Genomic DNA, 21,731 nt, shown 5'->3' on the forward strand with positions numbered 1-21,731 from the left:
GCAAAGATAGAGACTATTTATAATCAATCCAAATAAACTAAACAGATTATTTGTAATTAGTCCAAATAGTTTTAATTTTGCAACATCAATGTGTTCCAAACACCATTTTCAAACCTTTTCCAATGATTGTCCAACCCTTATCTTAAAAGTATAGCAAGATGAAAAAACGCACTCTAACTACCCTGTGGGCTTCTTTGGCGCTGTTATGTGGCGCTGTAAGCTCTTTGAGCGCCCAACAAACATATGACGACAAGCTCCAACAAGACCGCGAAGCTATCAAGGCCATGTGTGGTTGTTATGAAGTAACCTTTGAGTTTGGGGAGACCTTCGCCCCCGATACCAACTATACCTTCAAGCCCAACTACCGCTCAGGCGGCCTCGAATGGGTAACATTGGTAGAAGACAGTGACCGCAAGCTGGTGCTCCAACACCTGCTCATTGTAGGCGACAACAGTATCGTCAAGCACTGGAGGCAAGACTGGCTCTACGAAAATACCGACCTCTATCTATTCGACCAAGGCAACCACTGGCGCTATACCCGACTGCCCAAAAACGAAGTGCGCGGTCAATGGACACAAAAAGTGTTTCAGGTAGATGACAGCCCCCGCTACGAAGGGTCGGCTACTTGGGTACACGTAGACGGTCGCCACTTCTGGGAAAACACCACGCCCGCCCCGCTACCCCGCCGGGAGTTTACCCAACGCAGCGATTACAACGTCATGATACGCCGCAATCGACACGAAATCACCCAATACGGCTGGATGCACGAGCAAGACAACAACAAAGTGCTCCGCTCCGAAGCCGGCGACAAGCTCATTGCCGCTGAAAAAGGCCTCAACCCCTATCGTAAGGTAGACGATAGCCGTTGCAAACCTGCCCAAGACTGGTGGAAAGAAAATCAAGCCTTCTGGGCCAAAGTGCGCACCGAATGGGATGCCCTCTTCGCCCAAAACAAAAACCTAGAACTGCACGGCAAGCTCGACGACAAACCGCTCTTTATGCACCTCTTTGCCCTGCCCGCCGATAGCGACCAAGCCGCCATCCGTCAGGTAATCCAAAAATTTGTCAAAAACTAACCCGCCCTCCTCATCAGGCCAACAACCCAAAAAGCTACCCAGCCTTATGCTCGGTGGCTTTTTTTGATACCAACGGGAAGCAACCTTCACCATTATTGTCGATTTTCTTGGGGGTACTTCCCCCGCGCCCCGGTTGTGTAGCTTCGTTCTTCGCAGAAGACTTGTTAGATTTTTGAAAACTTGACGGGTCTTCGTTGAGACAAAAAGCGTATAATGCAAAGCTTTATTGCAGATGTACTGCTTTTTGAGTATTATTATCTCTTCTTTTGTGGATATTGGGTGAGTTGTATCCCAAATATTTGACTATGAGCAGATTATCCCAACAAACATATCACACCTGGTGTCTATTCTCATTCAAGAATATTACCACGAAATAGAGCAACTCATCCAATATGGCGGCAGCCGTCAAGAAACCTCTATCCGCAGGGCGTTTGAGAAACTGCTCAATGAATACCCCAAAAAGCGTAACTTGCTGTTGGTAGCGGAGCTGGACTACCAAGCCAAGCTCGGCACAACCGTTTATCCTGATGGTACACTCAAAGATGCGATGCGCTTAGACTGGGGCTACCGGGAAATCAAAGACGAATTTGATTCGCTCATGCCTGTTTGCAGCAAGGAAGTAAAAGTAGGCAAAGGCAACACAGAGGCAATTTTTGAACTATTTTCAAGTGGAGTTAAAAGCCAGCGCGACGAATGGGCATATGATTTTTCAAAAGAAGCGCTCACACAAAAAATCCGCTTCTTGACCGATGTGTACCAAAAAACCATTCAATCTAAAGACAACCCAGAAAAATTTTTAATCAAGTGGGATAGAGAATTAGAGAAATATCTCAGCAGAAGCATCAAGAAGAAATTTGAGGCCAAACAGATTGTCAAAAGTATTTATCGCCCATATGTTGCCCAATGGTTCTATTTTGACAAGCATTTCAATGGAATGACTTATCAGTGGTTTAGCATTTATCAGAATGAGAACACGGATAAGAGTATTTGTATTTCTGGTATAGGGTCAAGCAAAGATTTTCAGACATTAGCAACAAAGCATATAGGTGGACTTGATTTTCTTGAAAAAACCCAATGCCTTCCCCTCTACCGCTAAGATGGGTCGGACAATTGTCGGGATAACATTACGGACTGGGCCTTGGAGCAGTTTCGGGCGCATTATGGCAACAAAAAACTCACTAAAGAGGCCATTTTTCATTACGTATATGCCGTATTGCACCACCCCGCCTACCGCAGCAAATACGAGCAAAACCTCAAGCGCGACTTTCCACGCATTCCGCTCTACCAAGACTTTGGCGCTTGGGCAGCGGCAGGTCAAAAGCTGATGGAATTGCACTTGCATTATGAGCAAGTAGCACCCTATGCCGGCATCAAAATCGTGCAGGCCGATAAGCCCAAAGCCGAGCCTAAGGCCAGACTACAACGCGATAAAGAAATCAATGATATTGTATTGGATGAAAACACCACACTCACAGGCATCCCGTCCGTGGCTTTTTTGAGTACAAACTGGGCAACCGCAGCGCCTTAGAGTGGATACTCGACCAATACAAAAAACTACGTTGCTTTTTTTTAAATATGATTTAACGAAAAAAGAGCACAAAAGTGCTCTTTTCCAAGGCTTGCTTTAGGGCTACCTATCAAACGATTGGCGGGGACTTATACCGGTGCAGTGAGCCATTCGGGGCGATTGGTTTTGACGGTAGCGCCCAGCTCGTTGAGCATCGAGTATAGTCCAAAATACGTACGGTTGATATAGAGCGAATGGCGCGAGCCACGGGCTTTTTTCGACTCTCTCAACTCTTTGAGGGTAGACATATATTCGCCAAACTCATAAATTTCTTTGAAGTAGGCATCGTCGCTGAAGTCGAAGTTGTCCTCGCGGAAGGGGCGGCAGAGTAGGCCAATCATATGCTTGAACAAGCCCATAAACAGCTCCACCTCCTGCGGGGTATCGTCTTCGAAGAGGAAGTCCATTGTATAAAACACCTGCTTGAGCTTCTCTTCGTTTTCGAGCAGGTAGGGATTTACGACCACGAAGTAGTTTTGATAAAATTCTTCGGGCACGACCTTGATACAGCCAAAATCGAGGATGGACATCGTACCGTCGGCACGCATCAAGAAATTACCTGGGTGTGGGTCGGCGTGGATGCTCTTGAGGGTGTGCATTTGGAAGTCATAAAAATCCCACAGGGCTTGGCCGATTTGGTTGCGCACCTCCTGCGAGGGGTTGGTGGCCAAAAAGTCCTTGAGGTGCATCCCGTCGAGCCACTCCATCGTCAGCACACGCTGACACGAGAGCTCGGGGAAGTACTTGGCAAAGGTGATATTGGGCAAGTGGGCGCAGGCCTCCGACATTTCGATGGAGCGGCGCAGCTCCAGGTCATAGTCGGTCTCTTCTATCAGTTTTGACTCCACCTCTTGCAGATAATCGTCAATATCTTTGCTGGGCAACTGTAGGATTTGGGCGGCAAAAGGCTTGACCATCTTGAGGTCGGAGCTGATGCTTTCAGCCACGCCCGGGTATTGGATTTTGACGGCCAGCTTCTGCCCATCTTTGTATGCCACGTGTACTTGGCCGATAGAGGCCGCATTGACAGCCTCCATCTCAAAGCTGTCGAAGAGCTGATGGGGGGATTTTTTAAAATATTTCTGAAAAGTTTTTACCACCAAGGGGCCTGATAGCGGCGGAGCGCTATATTGCGCCATCGTAAAGCGGTCGGCATAGGCTTGGGGCAGCAGGTTTTTGTCCATACTGAGCATCTGCGCCACTTTGAGCGCGCTGCCTTTGAGCTGGCTGAGCGAGTCGTAAATGTCGCGGGCATTGTCCTGATGCAGCTCATCTTTGGAGAGGCTGGGGTTAAATGCCTTTTTGGTATAATGCTTTACATAATTCCCTCCTACTTTGACACCCGTCTGCAAAAACTTGGTAGCCCGTTGGACTTTACTGGTAGGGATATTTTTTTGTGATTTCATAAACAATCAAGCTTAAAAGGTAACGAAGAAACGTTAGGTGAGTCTTAGCGATTCTGGAGCATATAGCGCAAGTAGTCCACAGAAGAGTCTACGAAGCTACGGTTCATTAGGTCAAAAGCGAGGTTGACATTTTTCTCAATAAACACGTCCGTTTTTTCAAAGGCGGCGCTCATATCTTTGAACCAAAAATCCAGAATCAATCGGAGTTGGCCCCAAAGTATACTAGGGTATTGGTCGGTGATGAAGATACGTTGTGCAATTTCGTTGCTTTCTACCCCTTCTTGTATCAACTCTTGGGCATAGCGGATGAAATGTTGGCGCATCTCCTTAAATATCGCAGGAGATAGGCGGCTATCGGGGGGGAGTTGTTGATAGCTCCATAGAAAAAAGCTGCGTTGGGATTTTAGCTCCTCAATAAAAGTATAATAAAAGGCCAGTAATTTCTCCCGCACACTATAGCCGGCATACACTTCTTCTTTTTCGACACGGGTGCGGCTATCGGCGAATGTTTGTGTCCAAATGGCCGCTTCTACGGCTTCTATGGTGCCATAGGTGTCATAAAAATCAGCTTCTTTGAGCTTGCTATTTTTACAGAAAATATAAACATTAGGCCGCGCATTGTGCTCTAGCACATACTCGATATAGGCTTGTGTGATTTTTGCTTGGGTGCTCATAAAAACGCTTGGGTTTGTCAGTTTTATTAACTGATAATCCAAACAGATAGTTTTCTTTTGCAGCCTCGAAAAAATAAAAAAGCCACACAATCATCAGACTGTGTGGCTTTGTTGCAGAGAGAGAGGGATTCGAACCCCCGGACCCGTGAAGGTCTCCGGTTTTCAAGACCGGCGCGATCGACCACTCCGCCATCTCTCTTTGTTTGCAGCTCATTGCTGCTTTCGGGATACAAAGGTGATACTTTTTCTGAGACTGTGCAATACTAGGCGGGTATTTTCTTTTAAAAAAAATACAATTGCCTCATAATCAGTGATAAAAATTATGATATAGCATTGTTGTATCGTTGTGTCAAGGGCTTTTTTTGTAACTTGCTGCTTTTTGAGTACCGATACAACATCAATCACCATATGACTCCACTTACCCGCCGCCCGCGCCGCAATCGCCAGACAGCCGCCCTACGCGCCCTGACAACCGAAACAACCCTCAGTCCAGAGCACCTTATTTTGCCATTGTTTGTGGTAGAAGGGCACAACATCCAGCAGCCCATTGTGTCTATGCCCGGTATTTACCGCCACAGTCTCGATCGGCTGCTTGGCGAGGTAGAGGCCGCGTTTGCGCTTGGAATCAAGGCTTTTGCGCCTTTTCCGAGCCTGCCCGATAGCCGCAAAGACTCACTGGCTACCGAAAGCTACCGCCCCGACGGCCTGTATCCCAACACCATCAGGGCAATCAAAGAACGATTTCCGGAGGCAGTCTTGTTTACAGATGTGGCGATGGATCCCTACAGTAGCGACGGCCACGACGGGCTTGTGCGCGATGGGCAGATTCTGAACGACGAAACCCTGCCGATTTTGGCACAGATGGCCATTGTCCAAGCTCAGGCCGGCGCCGATTTTATTGCGCCTTCAGATATGATGGATGGCCGTGTAGGGTATCTGCGCCAAGCGCTCGATCAAGCAGGGTTTAGCCAAGTGGGCATTTTGGCCTACAGCGCCAAATATGCCAGTGCTTTTTATGGCCCTTTTCGCGATGCCTTAGATTCGGCACCAAAGTTTGGCGACAAGAAGACCTATCAGATGAACCCTGCCAACCTACGCGAGGCGCGTGAGGAAGCCGCCCTCGACTACGCCGAAGGTGCTGACATCCTCATGGTCAAGCCAGCAATGCCCTACCTAGATGTCATCAGGGCTTTGAGAGAAGACTTTGATATTCCCATCGCCGCATACCAAGTCAGTGGAGAATATGCGATGCTTCAGGCCGCAGCCCAACAAGGATGGCTCAACCTCTCACAAACAATGAACGAGAGCTTGCTGGCCATACGCCGCGCCGGAGCAGATATGATTTTGACCTATTTTGCCAAAGACTTTGCACAACAGTACAAGCAGCAGGTCTCATAGTCTAGGGTAAAGGTTTTGCACACCACTGGAGTAGCTTGGTGCTCCAGCTCCGAGACAAGCTCATGAGACTTAACCCGTTGTTTTACACCCAACCAAAATTGCTTTGGGAAATGTTATGTGCTAAGAATCTTTGAGAATCAAGAAAATCAAATTTTGTGAATCTTGGTATAAAAAGCCATCCCCAAAAAACTGAGGATGGCTTATTATGCTTGATAAGTATGTAGTGTACGGCCTTATGCTTAGAGCTTGTCTAAAATTCTCTTCATTGACACCAAAATCAGCTGTTTTGAGCGCCGCGCTAAAAACTTAGTAAGCTCTTAGCCTTCGACTGTAATTGTGGGAGGGCTGAAAATTTAGACAATTCTTAGAAAACACTCATCTCCACGCGGCGATTATTGCGTTTGCCCTGTGGGGTATTGTTTGTATCGATAGGCTGAAGTTCACCAAACCCTGCCGAGGTGATGCGCTCAGGCTCGATGCCTTTGTTGATGAGGTACTGGCGTACAGAAGCCGCACGTTGTTCGGAGAGCACCTGGTTGGCTTCTTCGGTGCCGTCACTATCGGTATGGCCTTCGAGGTGTAGGCGGGCTTTGGGGTATTTCTTGAGCAGGTCGGCCACACGGTCAAGCTCAGGGTAAAACTCCCGCAAGATGACAGCACTGGCGGTGTTGAACTGCACACGGCTGGCCGCCTTGAGAATTTCCTTCTCCTCTTCTTTGATGAGTTCTGGGCAACCTTTGTTGCTCTTGGGGCCGGGCTCGTCGGGGCAGAGGTCTTCCTTATCAGGGATGCCGTCGCCGTCGCGGTCAGGGTCGGGGCAACCACGGTTTTTCTTGGAGCCGGGCTTGTCGGGGCAGTCGTCGTAGATGTCGGGGATACCGTCGCCGTCGGAGTCTTTGAGCGTGCAACCGTATTTGTCCACAGGCTCACCTTTCTTGGTATCAGGGCAGCGGTCGTTGAAGTTGGGCACGCCGTCGCCGTCATCGTCGGGGAAGCATCCAAATTCGTTGACGTGAACATAGATAGAGTCACGGCCATTGATGACGAGCAAGTCGTTGTGTAGGCTCATACTGACACTGTCTTTGCTGCCCACATACACCCATACTTTTGAAGGAGTGGAGGGGCACTTGTCCGCATCACCGACCACACCGTCGCCGTCAGGGTCGCGCTTGTAATATTCGGGAACATATACAGAATTTTTGCGGGAGTCTGCCTCAGCGCGGATGCGTTGGCGGCTAAGGCGATAAAGGATGTAATGATTGCCGTCCTTGGTTTTCTGGTTGGCTATTTCCTTAAAAGAGACCTCGGTATTGGCATTGGCAATGCGCGACATAACGGAGCGGGTGGTATCTCGCTGCGCCCACAGTTGCTGCGAAGCGCCTAAGGATAAGCTAAAGCAGGCCAAAAGTAGCAATAAGGGGCGCGGCAGCCGGACTAAATAGTTCATAATTGTAGTGGTGAAAATCACAATAGTAAAACACTGAGGAGCTTATCGTTGGGTACGAGAAGTGCTACAAAAAAGATTCCACGATTGCTTAGCCGTAATTTTTTTATGATAATCGAAGCATTATTCCCTGCCTGCACTCAAAAATTGGTGAGTGCAAAGGCCACCAAGTTGGCTCCCATCTGTAGGGCGGCGCGGCGGATGTGCTCGGGGTCGTTGTGGATGGAGGCATCTTCCCAACCATTCCCCAAATCGCACTCATAGGAGTAAAAACAGACGAGGCGGCCTTGATAGATCAGGCCGAAGCCTTGGGCGGGCTTGCCATCGTGTTCGTGGATTTTGGGCAGGCCTTCGGGGAATTTGAACTTTTGGTGGTAGATGGGGTGCGAAAAGGGTAGCTCTACAAACTCTAGCTCTGGGAAGACTTTTTTCATCTCGCGTCGCACGTAGGAGTCCATCCCGTAGTTATCGTCGATGTGTAAAAAGCCGCCCGACATCAGGTAACGGCGCAGGTTGAGCGCCTCAGCATCGGTAAAGACGACATTGCCGTGGCCGGTCATATGTATCCAAGGATAGGCAAAAATATCGGGGCTGCCGACCTCTACGATGTCCTCTTCGGGGGGGAAATTGGTGCCGAGGTGTTGGTTACAGAAAGCAATCAGGTTGGGTAGAGAAGTTTTGTTGGCATACCAATCGCCACCGCCACCATACTTGAGTTTGGCCAACCTAAAGCCTGTGGATTGTGCTTGGAGCGACAGGGCAGCGGTATAAAGGAGTAATCCTAATAGAAGGGTGCGTAGGGTTTGGAGCATTGTATGGGCAAAATAGGCAGGTGGTGAGCTGTTGTGGGTGGGTGAAGCGCTCCCCCACGCGCTGTGTCAGTGCAGACAGTGGAGGAGGCAGCATCAAGTGATTCTGTAGGCAAGTTACTTATTTTCGACGAATTTCATCGCCACCGAATTGATGCAATAGCGCTTGCCGGTGGGAGGTGGGCCGTCGTCGAAGATATGGCCAAGGTGCCCATCACATTTGGCACAAAGCACTTCGGTACGTACCATGCCGTGGCTGCGGTCGTCTTCAAACCGAATGGCACCCGGGCGGAAGGCTTCAAAGAAGCTAGGCCAACCGCAGTGAGAATCGTACTTGGTGTCGGAGTGGAACAACTCATTGTCGCAGCCGGCACAAAGGTACAAGCCCTTGGCTTTGTGGTTCCAGAAGGCTCCAGTGTAGGCGCGTTCGGTGCCTTTTTGGCGCAAGACTTGATAGGCTTGCGGGTCGAGGACTTGTTTCCATTCTTGGTCTGTTTTGACGACCTTTTCTGATTCGGGAATGGCTTCCGTGCGGGGAAGGTTTTTACTGCTCTGATCTATCATACGGGCATTGGAGTTTTGTTGGGCGCAAGCGCTGAAGCTGACCAAAAGCAGCCCCAAACACAAGCTACTAAAACGAGAAAGAAAATGAGTTTGCATAAGCGTTGAATCTCTAGGTTCACAGAGGTTGTCTCTGTGTTTTTAACTCTTTTATGTGTAAATTTGTTACGAGTGGCTTCGGTAGATACCCAAGGCGTTCCCTAAACCCAAACCAGCCGTTGGCATACTTTTGTGGCAATTGTACCGATAATGTCTTAATATCACCCAATCAAACTCCCAAGCGTATGCCAACTACCAAAACCAGTAGCTTATTTTTCATCCTAACGCTCAGCAGCTGGGTGATGCTTTGTACCAACCTCTATGCGCAAAAAGGGTAGCCCTTAATCCTCTCAAAAGCGACACCTATACCCTACAAGTGGGAGAGCGCGTCCACTACAGTGCCACCGAGCACCCTTCGGTAGGATACACCTTCGCATACACTATCACCAAGCCCGCCGTTGTAGCACTGCTAGAAAAACAAGAAGTGTACGAACAACCGAACCCCAAACTGCGCGGCGGTGACGGCGAACGGGTCACCACTACGCTGATTTTTGAGGCCAAACAACCCGTTAAGACAATCATCAAAATCACCCACTTCTTTAGAGGAGAGGAAAAAGAACGCCATCTATTCGATATTCTAGTGTTAGATGAGAGGCTGCACCATCGGACATTTTTGGTTTTCGTTGTGCTTATTTTGCAGGCTGTAGTTTTTCAAAAACAAGCTACGAGCCCACGGTAGGAGGGCAATTTGCCTTGCGCTCAACTCTTTTCTTTGTAGATTTGTTATAAAACAATTGGGTGGATTTTGAACCACCCAACAAAAGGATATTTTTGCAATCACAAAGCGGAGTATTTCCGCCTTATGCTTATGGTTCGTGTACTTTTTGTTTGTTTGGGCAATATCTGTCGTTCGCCCATTGCTCAGGGTGTTTTTGAGCAATTGTTGGAAGAACGTGGTTTGAGCGATCAAGTCAGCGCCGATTCTGCCGGTACAGCAGCCTACCATATCGGAGAGCTGCCCGATGAGCGCACCCGCGCCAATGCCCGCAGCCACGGGATAGAGTTGACACACCGCGCCCGTCAGGTGTCAGCAGCAGATTTGCAGGCTTTTGATTATGTCATCACGATGGATAAGAGCAACTACGACAATGTGCTCAAACTCTACCAAACCGCCGGGGGCAAGGCAAAGGCTCTGCTACAGATGATGCGTAGTTTTGATGTCTCTCCCGACGATGTGGATGTACCCGACCCTTACTACGGGGGGGCGGAGGGCTTCGAGCACGTCTATCAGATTGTCCGGCGTAGTGCCGAGCGCCTCATCGACTATCTCGTAGAGCGGCATCACCTCAACCCCAAACAAGTCTGATAGGTATGCCTAGCCAAAAAGCCATTTTTCTGGATCGAGATGGGGTACTCAACCGCGAACGGGGCACATACACCTATAAGGTTTCCGATTTTGAGGTGCTGCCTGGTGTTCCCCAAGCATTGGCACAGTTGAAAGCAGCAGGGTTTTTACTCATTATCGTCACCAACCAAGGCGGTATCGCCAAAGGATTGTATGCGATGGCTGATGTAGAGGCCTGCTTTGCCCATTTGCAACAAGCCTGTAATGGACTCATTGATGCACAATATGTTGCCCCCGGGCACTCAGAGGTAGGAGCCTCGCTCTCGCGTAAGCCGGGCACACTGATGATTGAGCGAGCCTGTGCCAAATTTGACATCGACCGCAGCCGCTCGTGGCTCATAGGCGATAGCCCCCGCGACCTCGAAGCCGGACACGCCCAAGGGCTGCGCTGCATACACATTGCCGAAAACGCCCCCTCACATCCCCTAGCCGCCGCCACTGTGAGTAGTTTGGTAGCCGCTACAGAGGTGATACTAGGCTCATAAAAATACCAGACTTATTTTATGTGACTTCTGGGCTTTCATCTTGGTCTTGACACAGCCGCTTTCGCTTTCCTAGGACATAATGACTTCTCAAGAATACACAAAGTCACTGTCTTTGCTCTTCTCTGTGTTCTTTGCGTATACTTTGCAGTTATATTGATGTTGAGAACCAGAGGAGGTAAAATGAATGTGGTGTCGACAAAAACCAAAAATGTCTAACTGCGGATATCCTACATTACCTCTTATTTTTGGAAAAGCAGTGCTGATGGTGTATTTGAATCCTCAAATCAAGGAAGTCTTGGGATAAAAACAGCGTGGCGCTTTGTGTCGTCTGTAGCGCGCCGGCAGCGGCGAAATGATGACCAAGGGAGCTTCAATTTATAAAATAACTTAAATTTCTCCAGCGTCGACGATAAAAGTTGGGCTTGTTTGTGATGTTAGCAATACCTTTTTAACTTTGCGAACTCAATACGCCAAAGGTTGTGTGCCTGCTTATTGAACACTCCACTCTACACAGTGCACTGTCAGGCGCTGTATCACACACAAAAAGGCTGTTACTGTCCGAATGAAAGAACTTATTGATATAGAAGGGCTTCCCAAACACGTGGCCGTGATTATGGACGGCAATGGCCGTTGGGCGAAGAAGAAGGGAGCAATGCGTATTTTTGGCCATAAAAACGCCATCAAAGCTGTCAGAGAAGTAACAGAAGCCAGCGCCGAGCTGGGGATTCAGTATTTGACATTATATGCCTTTTCTACCGAAAATTGGGCCAGACCCAAAGACGAAGTAGATGGGCTGATGCAATTGCTAGTGTCTACCATCCGCAAGGAAATCAAGACTTTGACCAACAACAACGTGCGTCTCCTTACTATCGGCGACATCCAAAGTCTGCCTGCTTCTTGTCAAGAGGAGTTGCAGGAAGCTGTCCGGATGACTGCCCACCATACCGGCTTGACCCTGATACTGGCCTTGAGCTATAGTGGTCGTTGGGATATTCTCAGTGCTGTCAAACAGCTTATGGAGGCTCAAGCGCAAGGGACACTCCCTACCGATGTGCCGCTCGAAGAGCTATTTGAGCAGCATCTCAGCACAGCCAATATTCCTGATCCAGAGCTACTTATCCGTACTAGTGGCGAAATGCGCATCAGTAATTTCTTATTGTGGCAATTAGCATACACCGAAATATATATATCCCCTATCCTGTGGCCTGATTTCAGAAGGGCGCATCTCTATGAAGCGCTCATAGCCTATCAACAACGTGAACGAAGATTTGGAAAAACAAGTGAACAATTACAGAAACACCCCCAATAAGCGCCGCTTCCTTCGTCTCGGCCTTTTTATCAGCTTTGTAGTGCTATTGTCAGGCGGATTATGGTCGCCTTTGCAGGCGCAATCACAGAAAGAAATCGCTAGCCTAACCGTTACGGGCTCGCAATACCTCGACCCCAACATCATCGCCAATATGTCTGGCTTGCGTGTGGGCGACAAGGTCAATCTGTCGGGCAAAGACCTCAGCGACGCTATCCGCAAGCTCTGGAAACAAGGGCTTTTGGCCGACGTGGCCATCGATATTGTCAAGGTCGAAGGCGAACAAGTCTCGCTCAATATCCGTGTACGGGAGCGGCCTCGCCTGCTCGACATCAAGTACAAGGGCTTGCGCAAAGGCCAAGTTACGACGCTCGAAGAAAAGGCTGTCAGCCTCACAAGGGGCAAAATCGTAACCGATGCGATGCTCAAAAATACCGAGATGGGCATCAAGAAGCACTTTGCCGACAAGGGCTACGCCAATACCAAGGTGCGGATAGACCAAAGGGTAGACAGCAACTCCAACAACCGCGCTGTATTGACCATTTATATCGATAGGGGCAAGAAGGTAAAGGTAGAGCGTATCAATTTTGAAGGCAATACAGCTTTCAGCAACAAAACGTTAGAGCGAAAACTAGGAAAGACCAACTCGGTGAAGTTCCGCAACATCCTCCGCAACACCAAGTATATCAAACGCCAATACAAAGAAGACAAACAAAAGCTGATTGCTTGGTATAATACCAAGGGACACAGGGATGCCCGTATTATTGCTGACTCGGTGTATGTAGGCAGCAACCCTGACCGTGTACGCATTGATATCAAAATAGAAGAAGGACGGAAGTATTACTTCCGTAATATTACTTGGACAGGCAACTATCTCTATGATGATGAAACGCTCTCAAGAGTATTGGGTATCGAAAAAGGAGACGTATACGATACAGATCGAATGCAGAAAAAGCTGCAATTCAGTATGAATGACATAGATGTGTCCTCGCTCTATATGGACGATGGCTATCTGTTCTTCAACGTAACACCGGTAGAGCTGGCGATTGTCGGCGATTCTATCGATGTGCAGATGCAGGTTTTTGAAGGCCCCCAAGTAGATAACAACCGCATCATTGTCAATGGCAATACCAAGACCAGCGACAATGTCATCATCCGAGAAATACGCACCTCCCCGGGGTATAAGTTTAGCCGTGCTGACCTTATCCGTACGCAGCGTGAGTTGAGCGCTATAGGGTATTTTGACCCCGAAAACATCGGAATGCAGCCTAAACCCAATATGATGGATGGCACAGTAGACATAGAGTATACCCTCGAAGAACGACCCAATGACCAGATAGAACTCTCTGGTGGCTGGGGTGGTGGCTTTGGCTTTGTGGGCTCGCTCGGCTTGGTGTTCAACAACTTCTCTGCGCGAAAAATGTTGAACCTCAAAAACTGGAGACCATTGCCTTCTGGTGACGGCCAACGCCTCGCACTGCGCTTTCAGGCCAATGGGCGTGCTTTCCAAACATACTCCTTTACGTTTACAGAGCCGTGGCTCGGTGGACGCAAGCCCAACTCTTTTTCTATCAGTCTAAGCCACTCTGTCCAAAATATTACTGCCGGTGCGTTGGGCAACCCCTTTGGCTTTGGTGGTCTAGGAGGCGGCTTTGGCGGCGGCTTTGGCGGTGGTTTTGGTGGCGGGTTCGGCTTCAATCAAGGGCCTGTCGTACAGTCATTCAAGCTCTATGGCATTACCCTCTCTTTAGGTCGTCGTTTGCGCTGGCCAGATGATTTCTTCACAATGATTAACTCATTGACCTATAACTACTACGACCTCTTCAACTTTAGCGTTGCCAGGGACTTGTTCTCGACAGGTATAGCACAAAACCTTAACTTCAATACCACGATTGCCCGAAACAGTGTCGACAACCCAATGTATCCCCGTGGTGGTTCCAATATCTCACTCAGTGCTACATTGACACCACCTTGGTCGCTCTTCAGGCCTGATGTCAACTACCAAGAGCTGACCCCTCAGGAGCGTTTCCGACTGATTGAGTACCACAAATGGATGTTTGACGGCTCGTGGTTTACGACCATCACCGGCAAGCTCGTGCTCAGTACCCGTATGCACTTCGGCTTTATCGGTACTTACAACAAAGACGTAGGGATAGGGCCTTTCGAGCGCTTCCGACTAGGGGGGGCGGGTCTTGCCGGTTTCAACTTCTTGCTCGGCACAGATATCATCGGCCTGCGTGGTTATCGAGACAACTCCATTCCGCCGCCGACTTTGTCGCCGGGCGGGGTAGTATACAACAAGGCCGTGATGGAGCTTCGATATCCTCTATCGCTCAACCCCTCGGCTACTATTTATATACACAGCTTCCTCGAAGGAGGGAATGCCTGGGATAACTACGAAGAGTTCTCTCCCTTCAACTTCAAGCGTTCTGCTGGTGTGGGTGCGCGTATCTTTATGCCAGCCTTTGGCTTGTTAGGGATTGACTGGGCCTACGGCTTCGACCGTGTGCCGGGAGCAACAGGCATCTCCGGTGGGCAATTCCACTTTACTATCGGGCAGCAAATTCGATAAACGACCAAAGTACAGTGATTAAAAAAACACCTTCCTTCGGGGAGGTGTTTTTTTGTATACCCAATCAAAACTGGTTTGGTTACGTCACGGGATATTTTCCAAATCCCACAGTTAAAACTGCGGGCTAAGTCTCATTTTACCCTCAAATCAAGAGAGGTTTGGTATAACTTGACATTGCCTGACAGGGAGTATCCCCCTCATCGTTGATTAATTGAGTACCAATGCAAATGCAAAAATAACTTTTGTATTGTTTATTATGTAATATATCGACAATCAAGTGAGTAAAACAGCTAAGCACTCAAAATTAAAAACTCATAACTACTTAGAAGTGAGCAACTGTGCTTTTGCTTTCTTCTGAAATAGGTAGATAGCCAGCCAAGCCATCAGGCTGTATCCTAGCGCCTGAGCCCCAAGTGTTTGCCAGGCGATGCTTGCTTGGGCTGTAGTACCGCCGGCGATGCCCATTGTTCTATAAATCTGCAAGAAGGGGGTAAGAGGAATCATTTGTGCGACATACTGTAGCCACAGGGGCATTTGGCTCAAAGGATAGGTAAATCCACTCAACACAAAGCTTGGGGTCGCAATGACCATCAACAACTCTGTGGCTTTGAGCTGGTTGGGAATGAGAGCACTCACTGCCACCCCTAGACCCGAAGCCGCCACCATCAGCAAGAGGGCTGCCAAGCTCAAGAATTCCAGTTGTTGGGGTAGAGGAATATGAAAACCGAGATGGAGTATGCCATAAAAAAGCCAAATCACGCCGGCCATTAGCAAATAAGGCAAGACTTTGACCAACCACCAATAACCCGCACTTTTGCCCAAGGGCAAAAGCATCGTTTGCCAGCGTTGGTGTTCCCATTCGGCTGCAAAACTCAGGGCAAGCCCCAGTAAGAGCACCTGCTGGAGCACAGTGGCCAAAATTCCCGGATAGAGAAAAAAGGCATAATTGGCGCTTTCGTTGTAGCGGCGATGATAAAACACCCGGATTGGCTGCAACTCCTGCAATGCTACGGCCTCGGCCTTGCCTTGTTTTTTGAGTGTTTCCAAGCTTAACCCGGCATTGAGTGTGGCCAATACTGTTTGGATGGCCTTGGAGGCATAGTTGGCTGTCAAGATATTGGCCGTATTGATTTCGACCATTAACTCGGGGCTGCGCTTATACAAAATATCGGCTTCAAATCGTGATGGAATGACGATCATTGCCTCATAGGACGGCATCTGGGCGGCAGCCAGAGCCTGCTGTGGGAGTACCTGCTTTACGACAAGTGTTTCGGTATCTTGCAACATATCAATTAGTTGCCGGCTTAGCGGCGACTGGTCCTCATCAATCACAATAATGGGCAGTTCATTGACCGTACCCTTCTGATAGACCGCCCCCAGCAATAGGCCATAGAGGAGGGGCGCACCTAGGAAAATGATGCGCAACACACTGTTTTGCCAAAAGAGCCTAAACTCTCTCAGGATAAGATTGAGCCACAACTTCATGGTTGCCACAAAACGGTTTGGTGAGTCAATAGGGCTTTTGCTTCCATAGGGCGCAGCTTGATTTCATACAAGGCCTCACTAAGCGCATATTGCGGATAGGCACTGCTGATATTGGCATAGGCCGGTAGCGGGCGGATGCTGATGGTTGTGGCCTGAAGGCTTTCTTGGGTATGGGGCAGGGTGAGTGTCCATTGTTCGCCCGGTTGGTGTTTTACGGCTATGGCCTCTGGTACTGAAAGGCGGATGTAGGCGGTCTTTTGAGCATAGCCCCTGAAAAGGGCATACCCAGGCAGGGCCAGCTCCCCTTGGTGTAGGGTGATAGTCTCGATGGTCATCGCCTCTGGGGCAATCAAGACACGCTCGCGTTCAGCAATGGCGACTTCTTGCTGTACACCGGCCACTTGTGTACGCTGCCCCAAGGCAGCTTGGCGCATTTCGGTGCGTACCCCTTGTTTGACCTCGGCGAGGCCGGCAGCGGCAGCCTGCCACTGGGCGAAGGCCATTTGGTATTTGGCTGTAGCTTCATCAAACGCTTGGGGGGCAATAAGTGAATCTGTAACCAAAGCTTCGAGGCGCTTGAGGGTTTTGCGTGCAAACTCATACTGATCTTTGGCGGCTTGGTGTTGGGCTTCTGCCCGCTTGATTTGCTCTTGTGTAGCACCGTTATGCGTCATTTGGTACTGGGCATCGGCTGCTTGCCACAAGCCCTCAACCTGTTGTCTTTTGGCCTCAACTTCTGGGATTTCGAGGAGGGCAAGCGTATCGCCAGCCTGTACTTCCATCCCTTCGGTTACATAAATCTTGGCCACACGACCAGCAATTTTTGGGGCAACACTGATGACCTCTCGATAGACTTTGCCTTCAAAGGTCGGTGTTTGTTCGGGTTGGCAGGCAGACAGTAACAGCCCTAATGCCAAACACCAGACAATCAACTTGTTCATATTAATTTAAGGGGTTAATTAGGGAATAAATACGGTTTCAATGTCTTAGAAATCAAAGGCTTGCTGGAGGTCATAACCAGCAGCACGCCAATAGCTTCGTGCGGCAGCTCTCTGTTGTATGACAGCCTGCTGATAGGCCAATGAGGCCTGTTGGTACTCTTGTTCGCTGGTGAGCCATTCGCTCACAGAGAGCAGCCCAATACGGTAGCTTTCGCTGGCCGTCAGGTAGTTGTGTTGGCTTATGTCTAGTTCTTTGGCTTTTAGTGTCAACAGCTGTTGTGCTAAGCTATGTTCGCGCCAGGCTTTTTCGTAGGCCAAGGTGAGCTGTTGTTGTTTGTATTGGCGTTCAAGAGCCTGACTTTCTTGGTTTATTTTGGCACTTTCGATGCGGTGCTTTTCCTCTAGGCCGTCAAACAGTGTCCATTTTAACCCTATACCCACTAGGAGTGCAGGGCGAGCCTGTAGCTTGTCGAGGTGTAGGCTGATGGGGGCTTGTTGCCCGCCGGGTAGCATAGCCTCTGTATGCAGTCCTTGGCCAAAAACTCCTAGGTAGCGATAGCTGGCAAAAGCCTGTATTTTGGGTAGATAAAAATTTTTGGCCATCCGCACCTTGGCTTGATAGGCCTCTTGTTGGGCTTCGAGGGCTTGCCATTCGGCCCTGTTTTCGAGCTGTATTTCAAATGGACTGGCCCATAAAGGCGCTATTTGGGCTGTATCTATGGGAATTTGGGCTTCGGGTAGCCCACTCAAAAGACTTATTTTTTGGGACAATAAGCTGAGCTGGTGTTCATAGGTTTTTTCCTTGCTTTCGAGCTGTAGTAGCGCAGCCTCAATCTTATTGCGTTCGTAGGGGGTGGCCAGCCCTTGGGTGATGGCCTTTTGGACACGCAGCTGTTCTTTTTCGAGACGTTTGCGGCTTTCGTCCAAGAGCACCCTACTTTTGTGTAAGAGCAAGAGTTGCTCATAATGCTGCAACAATTCTTCGGCAAGAGCTTGTTCGGCAGCGGCTAAGGCATAGCGCTCGGCCTTGTCTTTATGAACTAGGGTCTTGCTTGCTAAGGGGATTTGTCGGCCACTGAACAACAGTATCTTGGCCGTAAGGCCGGCAGTGGCGGCGTGCCCATAGGTAGTAAAGTGGGATGCACCTTCAAACAAGTTTGTCCCGGCGGGAATACCCATCCCTAAGCCGATAGGCATCAAGGCTTCTGGTAGGGCATCGGCCAAAGGAAGATAACGGGTGGGTGCATCGGCCTCTATTTGGGTATGAAAATAGCCATACAAGGCATCGGCCTCCAAACGTGGAAGATAGCGCTGGCGGAGTGCCTGTTGTGCTAAGTGGGTTTGTTGTTGAAGGTGATGCTGAGCCTGCAAACTTAGGTTGTGCTGGAGCGCCTGCAAAACCAACCACTGCTCGGTATCGTGGAGAGATTGCTGCGCCTGCACAGGCCAATGACTCCCACACAGGAGGGATAATGCCGCAAAACTACAAAAGGCCAGCCTCTTGGAGAGGCCTGAAAAAGCATTCATAGCATATAAAATTTAGGTTGTATAAACAATGGTTAATAAGACAACTATACGATAACGGAAATCAAAATTGATTAGGGAGGCGAATGTGTAATAAATCCTTGATAATCAACAAAATAACCCCATATAAACCCTCTAATAGAGGGAGCCTTGGTCTAAAATCAGCCCTAGCCTAAGGCCGCTGGGTATGCCTTCAGTCCTTGCGCAAGTTCTGATAGACTAGATACAACACCTCCCGGCAGATGAGGATTTTCTCAGGGTCAATGCCTATAAGAGCTTCATCGAGTGTTTTTTGTGCCATCGCTGTAGCTTCTTTTTCTAAGACTTTGCCCTTGTCTGTCAGTAGAATACGCTTGATGCGTCTGTCTTTGGGATCATCCTGCCGAACAACGAGCGCCTGTTTTTCGAGCTTATCGAGCAGTCGGGTGATGCTCGGCTTGTCTTTGAATGTTTTCTCGGCCAGCGCCTGTTGTATCTGCCCATCTTCTTCCCAAAGTGCCACCATCACAGCCCACTGTTCTTGGTTAAGGTCCAGACCTTGGGCTTTGAAGTTGTGCAAAAGGCGGCGGCTGATAGCCACCGAGGTGCGGCCTGTCAAAAGACCGTGTAAATCCTCTACGCTGAAATTCATTGTTAATGCAATAGTTGTTAATGCAACTACAAAGATAATAGCTCATTCAGAAAATACCAAACAACGCGGCTCAAATTTTAGATTTTTTGCAAAAGCTTCAAAAGAGCGCTTCTGTAAAGGATTATCCAAAAAATAACCTACCAATGTTCCCGCAACTACGTTGCTCGGGAAAAATCATACGTCTGTGTCTCTATAGGCGCTAGTAAGACACTATTCAAAAGCGCATCTCTGGCCGTTTGTGAGGCGCAAACAATGGACATCAAAAAAAGTCATCCCAAAAATCTGGGATGACTCATCATCAGCGCAAAGACTGTTGGCGGTAGCGATACTACAACACTTCAGCAAGTGGAGTGAAGGGCAGCTCAAAGGCTTCGGCTACGGCGCGGTATACCACCTTGCCGTTGATGATATTGAGGCCTTCGCGTAGCTCCACATTATCTTGGCAAGCTTGTTTCCAACCTTTGTTGGCCAACTGGATGGCATAAGGTAGGGTCGCGTTGGTAAGCGCCAAGGTAGACGTATAAGGTACAGCTCCGGGCATATTGGCTACGCAATAGTGTACGATATCGTCGATGATATAGGTGGGATTCTCGTGAGTGGTAGGCTTACAAGTCTCGATACACCCGCCTTGGTCTACGGCCACGTCTACGACTACCGTACCGGGGCGCATTGTCTTGAGCATATCGCGGGTGATGAGGTGTGGGGCTTTGGCACCTGGGATAAGTACTGCGCCTACGATGAGATCGGATTGGCGGACGGCCTCGGCGATATTGAACTTATTCGACATAATTGTCTGTACGTTGGCAGGCATAATGTCGGCCAATTGGCGTAGGCGTGGCAGGCTGATGTCCATAATAGTTACATTAGCACCCAAGCCGGCGGCCATTTTGGCGGCTTGTGTTCCTACAATCCCGCCTCCGAGGATGAGGACATTACCGGCGCGTACTCCCGGTACGCCACCGAGCAATACTCCACGGCCTTTTTTGGGTTTTTCGAGGTATTTGGCACCTTGCTGTACGGCCATACGTCCGGCTACTTCCGACATCGGAATCAAGAGAGGCAGCGAGCCGTCGGCACTGGTTACGGTTTCGTAAGCCAAGCAAGTAGCTTTGCGCTCAATCATAGCGCGGGTCAATTCTTCAGAAGAGGCGAAGTGGAAGTAGGTGAATAACAATTGTCCTTCGCGGATTAGGGCGTATTCTTGCTCAATAGGCTCTTTTACCTTGATAATCATCTCGGCTTTGGCGTAAACCTCTTCGGCAGTAGCCAAAATTTCGGCACCTGCTTGGATATACTCCTCATTCACAAACCCGCTGCCTTCGCCGGCGCTAGACTGAATGTATACCGTGTGGTTGAAGCGCTTCAATTCTGCTACTCCGGCTGGTGTCAGGGCCACACGGTTTTCGTTATTCTTAATTTCTTTTGGTACGCCAATAATCATAGTATTCTTGTTGTTGTTAAGGGGGGATTACTACAAAATGAGCAAGCCAACTACAAAGGCTTGGCTTGTTTACGCAAAGATAACTTAAATACAAGCAAGCCTACAAAAAACCCAAAACAAAATTTTGCACACCGATCATTTTTGCCCATTACAGAACCTGAAGGCATATTTTGTAGGCTTATACACCTGGCGCGGGTATGACACGCCCGCTGCGGCGTATGTCGGTTTGGAGGGCTTGGGGGCGATGGTGATAATACACTGTACCGCTTTCGAGGATGGTTGCAGAGAGGCTGCGTATGGGGTAGAGATGAACCTCATTGTAGTAGTCGTGGAGGATGTTGCAGTGTTGGGCAATGAGTGATTGGGCAAAGATTTTACCCAGCCCGTGATTTACAAAAATCTCCAACTCCTCTACACGCCCTTGCCAAGTAATACGAGACACACTTTTGGCGCGCAGGTTGATGGTCTGAGCCACGAAATGCCAGTCCAAATCGCCGGTTCCTTCGCAGTATACCTCTACTCTAGGCTGACTGAACAACACGCTGTCTTGGGTCAGGATGGGCGCAAAGCCTAATTGTTCGATGCGGACAAGGTCTTTTGCGCCCACGCTTACCCGTAGGCGGCTACCTTGGCCGGGGCGTAAGGGGCGGCAGCTACTGTTGTCGGAGAGGGTCAAGATGCCATTTTGTACCTCGGCTTCCAGCCTGTTGTGGAGGTTTTGAGCGCCACTGATGTGGATAGTAGGGTCGTTGTCATTGCGCAACACAATCTCTACACCATCGATAGCGCGCAGCGTATGGAATGGCAACAGGGTACGCTCGCTGGTCGATTGGTCTCCCAAAGGTTGTAGACAAGAAATGGGGTTACAGGCACTAATTGCCCAAAGCCCCAAAAGAAGCAAAAATGTGCTTGGTACTAATAGTTTATGGATTCGATGTAGATACATAACAATCATAATTTAGGCCAA

At 49.1% G+C, this 21,731-nt stretch carries 18 protein-coding genes, 1 tRNA gene and 1 pseudogene; 8 read left to right on the forward strand and 12 right to left on the reverse strand.

Features of this window, described 5'->3' with window-relative positions; genetic code table 11:
• The first annotated feature begins 158 nt into the window (after nucleotides 1-158).
• Together G499_RS0110320 and G499_RS22330 are read left to right on the forward strand one after the other, a co-directional pair.
• Nucleotides 159-1,076, forward strand: coding sequence for a DUF6607 family protein (locus G499_RS0110320; RefSeq protein ID WP_026999880.1), 918 nt, complete (start codon nucleotides 159-161; stop codon nucleotides 1,074-1,076).
• Between the two features lie 598 nt (nucleotides 1,077-1,674).
• Nucleotides 1,675-2,604: pseudogene (locus G499_RS22330) on the forward strand (type ISP restriction/modification enzyme).
• A 128-nt stretch (nucleotides 2,605-2,732) separates the two neighbouring features.
• On the opposite strand, the gene G499_RS0110335 reads toward G499_RS22330, so the two are convergent.
• The 3 genes from G499_RS0110335 to G499_RS0110345 all read right to left on the reverse strand — a co-directional run bounded on the left by G499_RS0110335 (nucleotide 2,733) and on the right by G499_RS0110345 (nucleotide 4,922).
• Nucleotides 2,733-4,049 carry an ABC1 kinase family protein gene (locus tag G499_RS0110335; RefSeq protein WP_026999881.1) on the reverse strand — a complete coding sequence of 439 codons (1,317 nt, stop codon included), beginning with the start codon at nucleotides 4,047-4,049 and terminating at the stop codon, nucleotides 2,733-2,735.
• A 44-nt stretch (nucleotides 4,050-4,093) separates the two neighbouring features.
• Nucleotides 4,094-4,723 (reverse strand): TetR family transcriptional regulator C-terminal domain-containing protein, encoded by a 630-nt coding sequence (locus G499_RS0110340; RefSeq protein ID WP_026999882.1) that lies wholly within the window; start codon nucleotides 4,721-4,723, stop codon nucleotides 4,094-4,096.
• 114 nt (nucleotides 4,724-4,837) lie between these two features.
• Nucleotides 4,838-4,922: transfer RNA gene (locus G499_RS0110345), tRNA-Ser, on the reverse strand.
• Between the two features lie 209 nt (nucleotides 4,923-5,131).
• Here G499_RS0110345 and hemB point away from each other — a divergent pair.
• Nucleotides 5,132-6,121, forward strand: coding sequence for a porphobilinogen synthase (gene hemB, locus G499_RS0110350; protein WP_035727247.1), 990 nt, complete (start codon nucleotides 5,132-5,134; stop codon nucleotides 6,119-6,121).
• Between the two features lie 364 nt (nucleotides 6,122-6,485).
• Here the strand turns inward: hemB and G499_RS21160 are convergent, their stop codons facing one another.
• From G499_RS21160 to msrB, 3 genes are all read right to left on the reverse strand, one after another.
• Nucleotides 6,486-7,568, reverse strand: coding sequence for an OmpA family protein (locus G499_RS21160; protein WP_051296158.1), 1,083 nt, complete (start codon nucleotides 7,566-7,568; stop codon nucleotides 6,486-6,488).
• 137 nt (nucleotides 7,569-7,705) lie between these two features.
• Nucleotides 7,706-8,377, reverse strand: a complete 672-nt coding sequence (locus G499_RS0110360; protein ID WP_026999884.1) for a DUF4159 domain-containing protein — start codon at nucleotides 8,375-8,377, stop codon at nucleotides 7,706-7,708.
• Nucleotides 8,378-8,491: 114 nt separating this feature from the next.
• Nucleotides 8,492-9,034 (reverse strand): peptide-methionine (R)-S-oxide reductase MsrB, encoded by a 543-nt coding sequence (gene msrB / locus G499_RS0110365; RefSeq protein ID WP_081413753.1) that lies wholly within the window; start codon nucleotides 9,032-9,034, stop codon nucleotides 8,492-8,494.
• 316 nt (nucleotides 9,035-9,350) lie between these two features.
• Between msrB and G499_RS0110375 the strand changes: the two genes are divergently transcribed.
• From G499_RS0110375 to bamA, 5 genes are all read left to right on the forward strand, one after another.
• Nucleotides 9,351-9,713, forward strand: coding sequence for a hypothetical protein (locus G499_RS0110375; RefSeq protein WP_026999886.1), 363 nt, complete (start codon nucleotides 9,351-9,353; stop codon nucleotides 9,711-9,713).
• A gap of 129 nt (nucleotides 9,714-9,842) precedes the next feature.
• The gene (locus G499_RS0110380; RefSeq protein WP_026999887.1) at nucleotides 9,843-10,340 is read left to right on the forward strand and encodes a low molecular weight protein-tyrosine-phosphatase; all 498 of its coding nucleotides are present in this window, start codon (nucleotides 9,843-9,845) and stop codon (nucleotides 10,338-10,340) included.
• 5 nt (nucleotides 10,341-10,345) lie between these two features.
• The gene (locus G499_RS0110385; RefSeq protein ID WP_026999888.1) at nucleotides 10,346-10,864 is read left to right on the forward strand and encodes a D-glycero-alpha-D-manno-heptose-1,7-bisphosphate 7-phosphatase; all 519 of its coding nucleotides are present in this window, start codon (nucleotides 10,346-10,348) and stop codon (nucleotides 10,862-10,864) included.
• A gap of 562 nt (nucleotides 10,865-11,426) precedes the next feature.
• Nucleotides 11,427-12,173: an undecaprenyl pyrophosphate synthase gene (locus G499_RS0110390; RefSeq protein WP_026999889.1), complete on the forward strand. Its 747-nt coding sequence runs from the start codon at nucleotides 11,427-11,429 to the stop codon at nucleotides 12,171-12,173.
• Nucleotides 12,145-14,742, forward strand: a complete 2,598-nt coding sequence (bamA, locus tag G499_RS0110395) for an outer membrane protein assembly factor BamA (RefSeq protein ID WP_161627732.1) — start codon at nucleotides 12,145-12,147, stop codon at nucleotides 14,740-14,742. Before G499_RS0110390 ends, bamA begins: the two co-directional genes overlap by 29 nt.
• A gap of 318 nt (nucleotides 14,743-15,060) precedes the next feature.
• Here bamA and G499_RS0110400 read toward each other — a convergent pair whose 3' ends face one another.
• The 6 genes from G499_RS0110400 to G499_RS0110430 all read right to left on the reverse strand — a co-directional run bounded on the left by G499_RS0110400 (nucleotide 15,061) and on the right by G499_RS0110430 (nucleotide 21,605).
• On the reverse strand, nucleotides 15,061-16,227 hold the full coding sequence (locus tag G499_RS0110400) for an ABC transporter permease (RefSeq protein ID WP_026999891.1): 1,167 nt from the start codon (nucleotides 16,225-16,227) through the stop codon (nucleotides 15,061-15,063).
• On the reverse strand, nucleotides 16,224-17,168 hold the full coding sequence (locus G499_RS0110405) for an HlyD family secretion protein (RefSeq protein ID WP_026999892.1): 945 nt from the start codon (nucleotides 17,166-17,168) through the stop codon (nucleotides 16,224-16,226). Before G499_RS0110405 ends, G499_RS0110400 begins: the two co-directional genes overlap by 4 nt.
• A gap of 45 nt (nucleotides 17,169-17,213) precedes the next feature.
• Nucleotides 17,214-18,695: a TolC family protein gene (locus G499_RS0110410; RefSeq protein ID WP_026999893.1), complete on the reverse strand. Its 1,482-nt coding sequence runs from the start codon at nucleotides 18,693-18,695 to the stop codon at nucleotides 17,214-17,216.
• A gap of 190 nt (nucleotides 18,696-18,885) precedes the next feature.
• Nucleotides 18,886-19,323, reverse strand: coding sequence for a MarR family winged helix-turn-helix transcriptional regulator (locus G499_RS0110415; RefSeq protein ID WP_035727250.1), 438 nt, complete (start codon nucleotides 19,321-19,323; stop codon nucleotides 18,886-18,888).
• Between the two features lie 328 nt (nucleotides 19,324-19,651).
• Nucleotides 19,652-20,764, reverse strand: a complete 1,113-nt coding sequence (ald, locus tag G499_RS0110420) for an alanine dehydrogenase (RefSeq protein WP_026999895.1) — start codon at nucleotides 20,762-20,764, stop codon at nucleotides 19,652-19,654.
• Between the two features lie 178 nt (nucleotides 20,765-20,942).
• Nucleotides 20,943-21,605, reverse strand: coding sequence for a GIN domain-containing protein (locus G499_RS0110430; RefSeq protein ID WP_161627733.1), 663 nt, complete (start codon nucleotides 21,603-21,605; stop codon nucleotides 20,943-20,945).
• Between the last annotated feature and the right edge of the window lie 126 nt (nucleotides 21,606-21,731).

The sequence above is a fragment of the Eisenibacter elegans DSM 3317 genome, assembly GCF_000430505.1.
Lineage (GTDB): Bacteria > Bacteroidota > Bacteroidia > Cytophagales > Microscillaceae > Eisenibacter > Eisenibacter elegans.

Coding starts and splice junctions, on each gene's coding strand:
- G499_RS0110415 (WP_035727250.1), bottom strand. CDS start 19,323: ATGAATTTCAGCGTAGAGGATTTACACGGTCTTTTGACAGGCCGCACC.
- G499_RS0110380 (WP_026999887.1), top strand. CDS start 9,843: ATGGTTCGTGTACTTTTTGTTTGTTTGGGCAATATCTGTCGTTCGCCC.
- G499_RS0110405 (WP_026999892.1), bottom strand. CDS start 17,168: ATGAACAAGTTGATTGTCTGGTGTTTGGCATTAGGGCTGTTACTGTCT.
- hemB (WP_035727247.1), top strand. CDS start 5,132: ATGACTCCACTTACCCGCCGCCCGCGCCGCAATCGCCAGACAGCCGCC.
- G499_RS0110385 (WP_026999888.1), top strand. CDS start 10,346: ATGCCTAGCCAAAAAGCCATTTTTCTGGATCGAGATGGGGTACTCAAC.
- msrB (WP_081413753.1), bottom strand. CDS start 9,034: ATGCAAACTCATTTTCTTTCTCGTTTTAGTAGCTTGTGTTTGGGGCTG.
- G499_RS0110320 (WP_026999880.1), top strand. CDS start 159: ATGAAAAAACGCACTCTAACTACCCTGTGGGCTTCTTTGGCGCTGTTA.
- G499_RS0110410 (WP_026999893.1), bottom strand. CDS start 18,695: ATGAATGCTTTTTCAGGCCTCTCCAAGAGGCTGGCCTTTTGTAGTTTT.
- G499_RS0110400 (WP_026999891.1), bottom strand. CDS start 16,227: ATGAAGTTGTGGCTCAATCTTATCCTGAGAGAGTTTAGGCTCTTTTGG.
- G499_RS0110390 (WP_026999889.1), top strand. CDS start 11,427: ATGAAAGAACTTATTGATATAGAAGGGCTTCCCAAACACGTGGCCGTG.
- G499_RS0110335 (WP_026999881.1), bottom strand. CDS start 4,049: ATGAAATCACAAAAAAATATCCCTACCAGTAAAGTCCAACGGGCTACC.
- G499_RS0110340 (WP_026999882.1), bottom strand. CDS start 4,723: ATGAGCACCCAAGCAAAAATCACACAAGCCTATATCGAGTATGTGCTA.
- G499_RS0110360 (WP_026999884.1), bottom strand. CDS start 8,377: ATGCTCCAAACCCTACGCACCCTTCTATTAGGATTACTCCTTTATACC.
- ald (WP_026999895.1), bottom strand. CDS start 20,764: ATGATTATTGGCGTACCAAAAGAAATTAAGAATAACGAAAACCGTGTG.
- G499_RS21160 (WP_051296158.1), bottom strand. CDS start 7,568: ATGAACTATTTAGTCCGGCTGCCGCGCCCCTTATTGCTACTTTTGGCC.